The 11,787-nt window shown below is 35.8% G+C and carries 6 protein-coding genes; 4 read left to right on the top strand and 2 right to left on the bottom strand.

Annotation, left to right across the window (positions count from 1 at the left end; all coding sequences use genetic code 11):
• Positions 1-347 precede the first annotated feature (347 nt).
• Positions 348-2,309, top strand: coding sequence for a methyl-accepting chemotaxis protein (locus tag BMW37_RS01795; protein ID WP_093317225.1), 1,962 nt, complete (start codon positions 348-350; stop codon positions 2,307-2,309).
• Positions 2,310-2,393: 84 nt separating this feature from the next.
• On the opposite strand, the gene glnA is transcribed toward BMW37_RS01795, so the two are convergent.
• Entirely contained in the window at positions 2,394-3,800 is a 1,407-nt protein-coding gene (gene glnA / locus BMW37_RS01800) for a glutamate--ammonia ligase (RefSeq protein ID WP_093317228.1), read from the bottom strand.
• A gap of 463 nt (positions 3,801-4,263) precedes the next feature.
• Between glnA and typA the strand changes: the two genes are divergently transcribed.
• The 3 genes from typA to BMW37_RS01815 all read left to right on the top strand — a co-directional run bounded on the left by typA (position 4,264) and on the right by BMW37_RS01815 (position 11,203).
• Positions 4,264-6,090: a translational GTPase TypA gene (gene typA / locus BMW37_RS01805; RefSeq protein WP_093317231.1), complete on the top strand. Its 1,827-nt coding sequence runs from the start codon at positions 4,264-4,266 to the stop codon at positions 6,088-6,090.
• A gap of 346 nt (positions 6,091-6,436) precedes the next feature.
• Positions 6,437-10,252, top strand: coding sequence for a YadA-like family protein (locus BMW37_RS01810; protein WP_093317233.1), 3,816 nt, complete (start codon positions 6,437-6,439; stop codon positions 10,250-10,252).
• A 72-nt stretch (positions 10,253-10,324) separates the two neighbouring features.
• On the top strand, positions 10,325-11,203 hold the full coding sequence (locus BMW37_RS01815; protein ID WP_093317236.1) for a hypothetical protein: 879 nt from the start codon (positions 10,325-10,327) through the stop codon (positions 11,201-11,203).
• Positions 11,204-11,357: 154 nt separating this feature from the next.
• On the opposite strand, the gene hslR is transcribed toward BMW37_RS01815, so the two are convergent.
• On the bottom strand, positions 11,358-11,741 hold the full coding sequence (gene hslR, locus BMW37_RS01820) for a ribosome-associated heat shock protein Hsp15 (protein ID WP_093317238.1): 384 nt from the start codon (positions 11,739-11,741) through the stop codon (positions 11,358-11,360).
• Positions 11,742-11,787 lie beyond the last annotated feature (46 nt).

The following is an 11,787-nucleotide window of genomic DNA, read 5'->3' on the forward strand; positions in this document are numbered from 1 at the left end:
TGCTTTTTACGATGCCACAATTTGTGGCATTTTTTTTATCAGTAACCGGCCAAAAAATATTTAATTATTTGAATGATAATTCATTTAATTTATTTTAGATGTACTGAAAATATTGATTTCACATTACTGATAAGTGATAATAGATAAATAAACATTAATTTACGTTTAATCAATCTTTGTAATTCTTTGCGTAAAAGAGTAATCTATACCGCCTATTACCTATCAGCGGTTAAAGTAAGTGATTTAAATCATAAAGTGGCAATATTTATTTACAGTTAATTGAGTTAATAGCGATTTTTCGGGAATTTTTTGCATTATATATTGTATTAACAGGAGTGCTATTTAAAATGAGACAAGGTCCATTTAGTTCGGTCAAATCTAAGATATTAGTTGGTTTTTCACTTATTATCGCAATGATATTTGTAGTGGCAATTACCAGCATTTTAAGAGTAAATTCAATAGCTGATTCATTGTTATATGTTGATAGTTTTAATAGCGTAAAACAGCGCCATGCAATTAATTTCCGTGGAAGTGTCCATGATAGAGCTATTGCAGCAAGGGATATCATATTAGTTGAAACTTCAAGCGAAGTACCACAGGTAGTTGATACTATCAATAAGCTCGCAAAAGATTATGCAGATGCGCATGTTGCATTAAATAATTTGCTTAAGGAAAGAGCCGATGAAGTCCAGCCTATAGAACTTGAAATTTTAAAAAGAATTGATGATATCGAAAAGCAGACACTTCCTTTAATTGATGAAGTAATTAAACACCGACTTGATAAAAACTATGCTAGAGCCGAAATAGTAATGATGGAAAAGGCTAGGCCTTTATTTGTTGAATGGCTAAAAGTGATAAATGAATTTATTGATTTACAAGAAAAATCTAGCGTTGCTGAAACACAAAAAGCACTTGCAACAGCAGAAAGTTTCCAAGCAGCAATGTTATTGTTACTTGCTATTGCAACTGTCATAGGATTGAGTTCTGCGTTTATAGTTGCCAGAGTAATCACTCGTTCACTTGGTGACGAGCCTGGTCATGTTAGTAGTATTGCCAATGATATTGCATCTGGTAATCTTGCTATCAGTATCGATTCGAATTCAGCGGATCCTGATTCAGTTATTGTTGCGATTGCAAATATGCGTGATGGGCTGAGTAATATGATTTCTAATGTTAGAGATAGCTCTGAACATATTGAGCAAGCAGCTGACTTAATTGATAAATCAAATGTATCTTTATCTGTTAGGACAGATCAGCAAGCATCTTCTTTATCTCAGATTGCAGATTCAATGACGCACTTGACAAATATTGTACAACTCAATACTCAAAGTGCTCGCCAAGCTACGGAAAAAGCAGAATCTGCTTCATCAGTAGCAGTTAAAGGGGGCGCGGTTATCAGTGAGATGGTAACTACAATGGCTTCAATTAATGAGTCGTCTCGTAAAGTGGCCGATATTACAAGTGTCATTGATGGTATTGCGTTCCAAACTAATATTCTTGCATTAAATGCTGCAGTGGAAGCTGCGAGGGCAGGTGAGCATGGACGAGGGTTTGCTGTAGTTGCAACTGAAGTACGTAATCTTGCTCAGCGTTCAGCAACTGCTGCAAAAGAAATTGAAGGCTTAATTGCTGATTCTGTACAACGTGTTAATAGTGGTAATCAGCTTGCTGCTCAAGCAGGTACTTCAATAAGTGATATTGTTGATAGTGTTCATGAAGTGACACAGATTATTTCTCAAATTACTGCGTCTAGTGAAGAACAAAGCTCAGGTATACATCAAGTTGGGGCACTTATCCAGCAAATGGATGATATCACGCATCTTAATTTATCCATGGTAAGAGAGGCAAATGATGCAACTCATACGATGAAACAGCAAATTGTTGAATTAAGTAAGTTAGTTGCAGCTTTTAAAATGTTTGATAGTGAAGCTTACAAACGTAGCCATAATGCTCATGTACAGATTTCTACTACTGATATCACCTATAGTCCAAATGCTCGCATAGAAAGTAAAAAGAGTCATTCAAATACCAAGTCATTACCTAAAGTGACTACTAATAATTCGATTGATAATACCCCTATCGCGCGTAAAGAGCCAGCTAAGACAGCTACACCTAGCCATAGTGAGAAAGGTAGTAAACTAGATAAAGTTGGAACTGCAACTAGGCATGAAGCAGATACGAAGAAAGATGAATTAAAAAGACCTAAAGTCTATAATTTAGGTGGGCAAGAAGTCAAATCGCCAACTGGTGCACCTAACAAGAAACAAGAGAATATTGTGAGTGATCATGAAGATTGGGAAGAGTTTTAAATATCCGTTAATTATTCTCTTTTAACATAGCAATAAAAAGGCCTGCATAGCAGGCCTTTTTATTGCTTTAGTGAATGGTGTATATTAAATGCTATAGTACATCTCAAACTCAACGGGATGTGGAACCATTCTTAACCGTTCAACTTCTTTATTTTTAAGGGCAATATAGGCATCAAGCATATCCTTGCTAAACACTCCACCACGAGTTAAAAACTCATTATCAGTTGCAAGCGCATTGAGCGCTTCTTCAAGAGAAAATGCAACACTCGGAATCCCTTTTAATTCTTCTGGAGGTAAATCATAGAGATTTTTGTCCATAGCATCACCAGGGTGAATTTTGTTTGTAATGCCATCTAAACCAGCCATAAGAAGAGCAGAAAAGGCTAAATAAGGATTTGCAGCAGGGTCTGGGAATCGGACTTCAATTCGTCTCGCTTTGGGATTAGAAACCACAGGAATACGTATTGATGCTGAACGATTTCTTGCTGAGTAGGCTAATAAAACAGGAGCTTCATAACCAGGTACTAGTCTTTTATAAGAATTTGTACTTGGATTAGTTATGGCATTTAAAGCTTTAGCATGCTTGATAATCCCCCCAATGAAATAAATTGCAGTTTCAGATAACCCTCCATATTTATCACCACTAAAAAGGTTGACACCATTTTTTGCAAGTGACATATGGCAATGCATCCCAGAGCCGTTATCACCACAAATCGGCTTAGGCATAAACGTAGCAGTTTTATTGAACTGATAAGCAACATTCTGCACTACATATTTATAAATTTGGGTTTCATCTGCTTTAAGTGTGAGGGTGTTAAAACGTGTTGCAAGTTCATTTTGGCCAGTGGCGACTTCATGGTGATGCGCTTCGACGACTAACCCCATTTGTTCCATTACTAAACTCATTTCAGCCCTAATATCGTGAGAAGGATCAATAGGGGTTAATGGGGCATACCCGCCGTGAGGAGCTGGGCGGTGCGCTTTATTCCCACCTTCTATTTGTTTACCATTATTCCAATATCCTTCGTTATCATCAAGAAATACATGGCTACCTTGTGGACCACTACCGAATCTAACATCATCGAATAGGAAAAACTCTGGTTCAGGACCTACAAGGACTGTATCTGCAATGCCAGTTGAACGAAGATAAGCTTCCGCTCTTTTAGCGAGTGAGCGTGGACAGCGATTATAGCCTTGCAAGGTACCTGGTTCTACAACATCACAGCGGATAATGAGCATAGAAACTGCTGAGAATGGGTCTAAAACGGCACTTGAAGTATCAGGCATGAGTACCATGTCTGATTCTTGGATAGATTTCCAACCGGCTATGGAAGAGGCATCGAACATTTTTCCTTCTTCAAAAAAATCTTCATCAATTTGATGCGCAGGGACGGTCATGTGCTGATCTTGCCCTTTGGTGTCTGTAAAACGTAGATCAACAAATTTAACATCTTGTTCCTGCAACATAGTGATGATGTTGTCGCCAGTCATAAAAAAATACCTCTTTTATTGAGTGAAATAGGTGAGTGAAATCGTTAATAATCTGATATGAGATAGAATCAGCTATGTAATAATAAACAAAGAATGCGTTGATGGAAAGCATCGAATTTTTAGTTTACATTTTTTAGTAATTAATTTGCAGAAAAAAGTATCAAAAGAGAGTAATTTATCTCTAAAAAAACAATGGAAATACTATTTGGAAATTGGATATTTGAGTTTAAAAATGCCATATAATGATATTTAAGTGTAAAAAAAGGACTTTGCCTGAAAAAAATCATTTTTTAATTGTTTGAATTATAAAGGGTTTACAGGTTTTGACATATTCGTTAATTTCTTTTGTTTATTGATCTGTGAATTCCATGTAAAATATGTTGTTATTTTTATATAAACCCTGCTCAATTCTTAATCAAAAAAAATTGTTATAGGAAATGAGAGTTAACTGAGAGACTTAATTGTGATTGAAAAACTACGTAATATCGCCATCATCGCCCACGTTGATCATGGAAAAACCACTATCGTTGATAAATTATTAAAAAAATCAGGTACATTAGCTGCCGATAGACAAAATGATTCAACCGAGCGGGTCATGGACTCTAATGACTTAGAAAAAGAGCGCGGTATTACAATCTTAGCTAAGAATACAGCAATTAATTGGAATGGCTATCATATCAATATCGTTGATACTCCAGGACATGCTGATTTTGGTGGAGAAGTTGAACGCGTAATGTCAATGGTGGACTCTGTTTTATTGATTGTTGATGCAATGGATGGTCCAATGCCACAAACACGTTTTGTGACACAAAAAGCATTTGCCCATGGTTTAAAGCCAATTGTGGTTGTAAATAAAGTTGATAGACCAGGTGCGCGTCCTGACTGGGTTGTAGATCAAGTCTTTGATCTTTTCGATAATCTAGGCGCCACTGATGAGCAATTAGATTTCCCAATTATTTATGCATCTGCGTTATTAGGAATTGCAGGTAAAGATCATACTGATATGTCAGATAACTTAGATCCGTTATTTGAAGCAATCATCGAGCACGTTGAGCATCCACAAGTTGATTCAGATGGTGCCTTCCAGATGCAAATTTCTCAATTAGATTATAATAATTATGTTGGTGTTATTGGTATTGGCCGTATTAAACGTGGATCAGTTAAGCCGAACCAACAAGTGACTATTATTGATAGTGAAGGTAAAACACGTAATGGTAAAGTAGGCCAAGTGTTAACTCACATTGGTTTGCAGCGTGTTGAAGCTGAAATAGCTCATGCAGGTGATATTATTGCTATCACAGGATTAGGTGAATTAAATATTTCCGATACTATTTGCGCTGCAGGTGAAGTTGAAGCATTACCACCGTTAACGGTTGATGAACCAACCATTAGCATGTCATTTGGTGTGAATACTTCACCTTTCTGTGGTAAAGAAGGTAAATTTGTCACTTCACGTCAAATTCGTGATCGTCTACAAAAAGAATTAGTGCACAATGTTGCTCTACGAGTTGAAGACACAGAAGATCCAGATACGTTCTTAGTGTCAGGTCGTGGTGAGCTACATTTATCCGTCTTAATAGAAAATATGCGTCGTGAAGGCTTTGAATTAGCAGTATCGCGTCCTAAAGTTATTATCCGTGAAGAAAATGGCAAAAAAGAAGAACCATTTGAACAAGTAACAATTGATGTTGAAGAACAGCACCAAGGTTCTATCATGGAAGCGATGGGATACCGTAAAGGTGAGCTTAAGAATATGATTCCAGATGGTAAAGGTCGCGTACGTTTAGATTACGTGATTCCAAGCCGCGGGTTGATAGGATTTAGAACTGAATTTTTGACAATGACCTCAGGTACTGGGTTAATTTATTCGACGTTCAGTCATTATGACGACTTTAAAGGTGGAGAAATTGGTCAACGTCAAAACGGCGTGTTGATTTCTAATGGACAAGGTAAAGCACTAGCATTTGCATTATTTGGTTTACAGGAAAGAGGTCGTTTGTTCATTGGACATGGTGCAGAAGTTTATGAGGGTCAAGTTATTGGTATTCATACACGTTCAAATGATCTGACAGTTAACTGTTTAACGGGTAAGAAATTAACTAATATGCGTGCCTCTGGTACTGATGAAGCGATTGTACTTGTTCCACCAATCAAAATGTCATTAGAACAAGCTTTAGAATTTATCGACGATGATGAGTTAGTAGAAATTACTCCTCAATCAATCCGTATTCGCAAACGTCATTTAACTGAAAATGATCGTAAACGTGCGAGCCGCTCATCTAAAGACTAATTATTGAAAGTAATTAATAGTTTAAGAGACTGCAACTATTATTTAGTTGCAGTCTCTAAATTTAATAATTTTATTTTTCAATAGTTTATATCTTAAGATATAGTTTTAGGCTCGTTCTTGCTCTAAAATAAATCAAACTTTTCTTACTTTATTTTATTAAAATAAACCCTCTATTCAATGAAAAAAAATCAACAAAAAAGTAGCTAAAGAAATTCAACTTATTTTTAAAACTGCCGATCAAATTAATAATGTGATTTTTTAAAGTAAACATTTCATTAATAAATGTGTATAATAATTAAATTACACGGATAGTTTAATTTTATAGAATAAAAAGTAAGAGGTGTCTATGAATAGGTTATACAGTGTTGTTTGGAATCATTCGTTAAATTTATTTCAAGTAACTAGTGAACTAGTTCATAGCACTGTAACTAATAAGAAGTCTACAAATAAAAAAAAATCAACCTCATTTTTAACTAAAAAGTTAAGAATCACGTTATTATTTCAATCAATTATTATATCGACTTCTGCAAATGCTATTGATTTGGGACTAACCGCGAGTTTAGCTGATGTTATCGCTCAAATTAATGCAATAAATGCACAAATTGTAAATTTAAGTACTCAAATCACACAAACTAATACTAATTTAGTTACTACAAATAATAGCTTAACGACGCTAAGTACTACAGTAGGCGGGTTGTCTACTACAACTGCGAAATTAACGACAGATTTAGCTAATACTAATGCAAATATTACTACTACTAATACAAATCTAGGTAATTTAACAGGTACAGTGACAGGACTGAACAATACAGTTACTGGTTTAAATACTACAGTAGGTGGATTATCAACCACAACAGCTACACTAACAACAGATCTTGCATCAACAAACGCTAATTTAGCTTCAACCAATACTAATTTAACTAATTTGACGGGTACAGTAACTGGACTGAATAATATTGTAACGGGTTTAGATACTAGTGTGGGTGGACTATCAACAACCACTGCTACACTAGCAACAGATCTTGCAACAACAAACGCTAATTTAGCGACAACCAATACAAATTTAACTAATTTAACGGGTACAGTGACTGGACTAAATAATACTGTTACGGGCTTAAATACGACTGTAGATGGCTTATCAACAACAACTGCAACGTTAACCACAGATCTTGCGAACACTAATGCCAATGTAGCGACAACAAATACAAATTTAAGTAATTTAGCAGAAGCTATGACGAGTTTGTCTGGTGTAAATACAAGTTTAATTACTGATCTAACGAGCATTCAAGATAATTTAGCAATAATAAATACAAATGTTACAGGTTTGACAGATACAGTCAATGATCTGTCAAATTTGACAACAACATTAAATACAAATCTTCAACTGACAGATGCCACTTTAGCAACAACAAATAACGAATTAGTGACAGTCAAGACTGATTTAAGTGGCTTAACAGGTACCGTGAATGGACTAAATACTTCTTTTAACACAATTGATTCAAGCATCACAGGAATTAATGGTAATTTATCTGGTTTAACGTTAAGAACTAATGCATTAGAAGAGAGTATTTCGACTACTGATGAATCACTCGCCTCGATTTTAGCGACAATGAATGATTTAAATAATGTGACGGGAGATTACAGTAGTTTAGTTTCGGCTATAGCTGGAATTAATTTAACGACAACACAACTAAGTAATGATATTGCAGCGACTAATTCAGGCGTATCATTATTATCCGATAATGTAAGTGCTATCAGTGCTAATGTTGCTGTATTAGATACTGCTAATGTTAATTTAAGTGCAGGATTAGTTCAAGCAAATGCAAATATCGTAGACACAAATCTTAGGGTCGATAATTTAGTAACGGAAGTAGGTTCTGTATCACAAGATTTATTAGGTATAACACCCGCCTTAGATGTTATAAACACAAGTATTGTGATAGACCCAATTAATAGTTCAATTGCTATTGGCATTGGTGATGGTATAACAGGACCTATCGCGACCGCTACAGGAGAGAGTTCATTAGCGATTGGTGGTAATGCACAGGCACTTGGCACAGGTGCTACTGCAATTGGAACTGGGGCTATAGCTGCTGCTGTGAATACGTTAGCGTTGGGTGAAGGTGCTAATGCCCAAGGTGATTTTTCAACTGCAATAGGGACACGTTCAGAAGCATCCACTATGTTTTCGATTGCAATAGGTGAGGAAAGCAAGGCATTGGGAGAGGCAACTATTGCCTTAGGTTTAATGGCGAAAGCTAATGGTAATAATTCATTAGTTTTAGGAAATAATACACTAACGACATTAGAAGCTGTAAATTCTGTTGCAATTGGTGCAGGTTCAGTTGCTGATCGTCAAAATGTGATTTCATTTGGTGCAGGAACAAACGCTGCGTCACTAGCATTAGGTTTACCTGCAACTAGAATTTTAGCGAATGTGTCAGCAGGAACTCAGTTGACAGATGCAGTCAATGTACAGCAATTGCTTGAATATCAGACACATTATTTTAGTGTTAATCCTGTACCAGAAAAAGATCCTGCATTAATTCAATGTGGATTTCTCTCAGGACCTGATACAGATAATTATTGTAATACTGGTGCCACTGGTGATAATGCTACAGCAATTGGTATTAGTAGTACTGCATATGGACAAGACGCTTTAGCTATAGGTAATAGTTCAAGCGCATTTGGTGTGGCAAGTTTAGGAGTAGGTTTAAATAGTAAGGCGGAAGGAAATAATTCCGTTGCATTCGGTAATCAAGCACAGTCTTCAGGCGAAAATAGTATTGCAGTGGGTTATCAATCGAAAGCTCTTGGTGAGTATGCTGTTACACTAGGTGCGAATGCTACTATTGATAGCACTTCACAAAACTCAATCGCAATAGGTTTGAATGCACGAGCTAATCAAGGTTCAACTTCTGCAGTTGCAATTGGTAATGCAGCAACAGTAGAAAATGGGGTTGTAAATGGTGTTGCACTAGGTTCAGGTTCAATAAGTACAGAAAATAATACAGTTTCATTTGGAAATGCAAATTTAAAACGCAGAATTATGTGGGTTGATAATGGCATTGAAAATTTTGATGCCGTTAATGTCTTACAGCTTTATGGTAGTAAAGATAATGCAATTTTAATGCAAAATAAGAATGTTAATTTATTCACTTTAGATCAAAGAGTGACTAGTTTGGAAGGTGGCAGTGGCGGATCCGGCGGTGGTACAGGTGGTGGAGCAGGGAGTAGCCCATTTTTTATAGCGAATACAAATAGTTCAAATGCAACTGCAACCGGGGCAAATAGTGTTGCAGCCGGTGGGGGTGCTTCTGCTAGTGGTAATAATGCAGTTGCTTTAGGTGAAGGTAGTGTAGCGAATCGAGATAATTCTGTTTCTATTGGTTCAGTAGGTAATGAACGACAAATTACTAATGTTGCCGCAGGTACTAATGCAACAGATGCCGTCAATAAAGGGCAGCTTGACACTTCTATCGGTAATATAAAGAACGAATTTATTACAAGCTTACAAGACTGTAAAACAAGTGGTGATTGTAATGTGACTATTACCCAAGATAACCCATATGTTAAGGTAACTCCAAAATCAGGTTCACAAGATGCAAAAGCTATTGGAAGTGGATCGGTTTCGTTAGGTGGAAATTCTGAAGCATTAGCAGAGGGTTCGATTGCAATAGGTGAAGGTTCAAAAGTTGCTAATAATGCAACAAATTCGGTTGCTATTGGACAAAATTCTGTTGCTGATCGTGCTAATACTTTTTCTGTTGGATCAAAAGGTAATGAAAGAATCATTGCGAATGTTGCTCGTGGTGTAGATAAATATGATGCCGTTAATTTAGAGCAATTTAATGAAGGCATTAATAATTTAAAATTTGACACCGATTCAAAATTGAATGATTTAAGAAATGATCTTGAAAATAAAACAGATAAATTAGCTGCTGGAATTGCAAGTTCAATGGCAATGTCTGGAATTCCTCAAGCATTTGCTCCTGGAACTGGCTCATTTGGTATGGGTGTTGCTGGTTATGATGATAAAGGCGCAGTCGCTTTTGGAATATCAACGATTACAACTGATGGACATTGGAGTACTAAAATACAAGGTAGTACTAATACAGAAGGTGAATTCGGTGGTTCATTTGGTGTCGGTTATCATTGGTAAATACCTTAAGTGAGTTTATCATTTAAGTTTCGTTTAACGAATATATTTTTATAATAAATAAAAGGGCAAAAAATGAAAAAGAAACTGAGTTTTATTTTTACAATCTTAATGGGTATTTATTTGGCAACAAATGTATTCTCAGTTAATGCAGCATTAACACCAACATCAACTATATCTTATCCAACATACACATTAATAACTGATTCTATTTTTTCATTAGTACCTAATGTTGGTAAAAAACGTGATGATAGTATGATGCAGTTATTGTGTCAGATTGCACGAGATGAAATTACGAAAGAATCAGCCAACAAGATTTTGACTGATAAAGGGTTTGATATTGAATTAATACCAGAAACAGGACATAACGTTTCACTTTGGATTAATAATGATAAAGCAGGCCAAAAAGCAGCATGCGCAGCCTATATTGCGACTTCATTATATCTTCCTCAAGATAATAAAGAGTTTTTAGTCAAACCTGATGACCCTAAATCAACCGATATTAATAAAGAGAAGTTCGCTGAAGTGATGAGAGTTAGATTTTCTATCGCGGATGCTAATGCAGAAATTTTTAGTCTGATTGCTAATAATTTAGATAAAAACCTGACAATTGAGGAATACCAAGCGCAAATTTCAAAGATGTTCACTGATCTAGCTCCTTTATTTTTGGATAGAATTAAAACTTTATATAGTGCTAAAGCTGGGGCTATGACATTAGTTGAAATTAACGGGGACGATTATCTAGTGATTGATGGTGAAGGCAGAAAATTAACCTTTAAACAAGGGCAAGTCGACTATTCAGTTCACGGGGTGAATTGGTTAGGGAATGGTAAGATTCTAGGTAAAGAATCTTTTGTGGATGTTTATTATTTTAGCCAAGACAATGCACCATCTGAACCTATTGCTACAGAAGAAGTAGAAGAAAAACCGGCTCCGAAAAAAGGCAAAAAATAATTTTTCTAATCTATTCGAATCATTATCACTAAGCTTGAACTATTTTTTGAATGAGTTTTAAGCTTAGTGCATCATATGGCTATGTGTATTGCATCTTAATTATTGAGTATTGCTGTCTAGATAGTTGCTTAGAGACTTCTTAATTGAACAATCATCATAGTATTGATTCATTAATGTTTTTGAATCTTACTATTGCTCTTCTATCTTTTTTAGTCGGTTTTTCATGTGAGTGGATAGGCGGGTTGAGTTTTCTCTGCTCTGACATTTTTTGCCTGCGCAAAATACTCTGTTCAGTCTCTTCATAAAAAGTAATTGCAACAGCTGCGGGCCCTCTATTTTCACTTATTAGTTTGACAATAATCTCTTTTTCATCAAGACCCTGTCTTAGTTTAATATTAGCATCTAGTTCTACTAATCTACTGGGTTTGGCTCTGTAACCATTATAATGGACTTTACCACCTTCAATCATTTCTCTAGCGATTGCCCTAGTCTTATAAAAACGCGCAGCCCATAACCATTTATCTAAGCGTACCGACATAATATATCCTTATGCTTATGTAAAATATAAAAAGCTAATACTATGA

Source organism: Thorsellia anophelis DSM 18579, assembly GCF_900111395.1.
GTDB classification, from domain to species: domain Bacteria; phylum Pseudomonadota; class Gammaproteobacteria; order Enterobacterales; family Thorselliaceae; genus Thorsellia; species Thorsellia anophelis.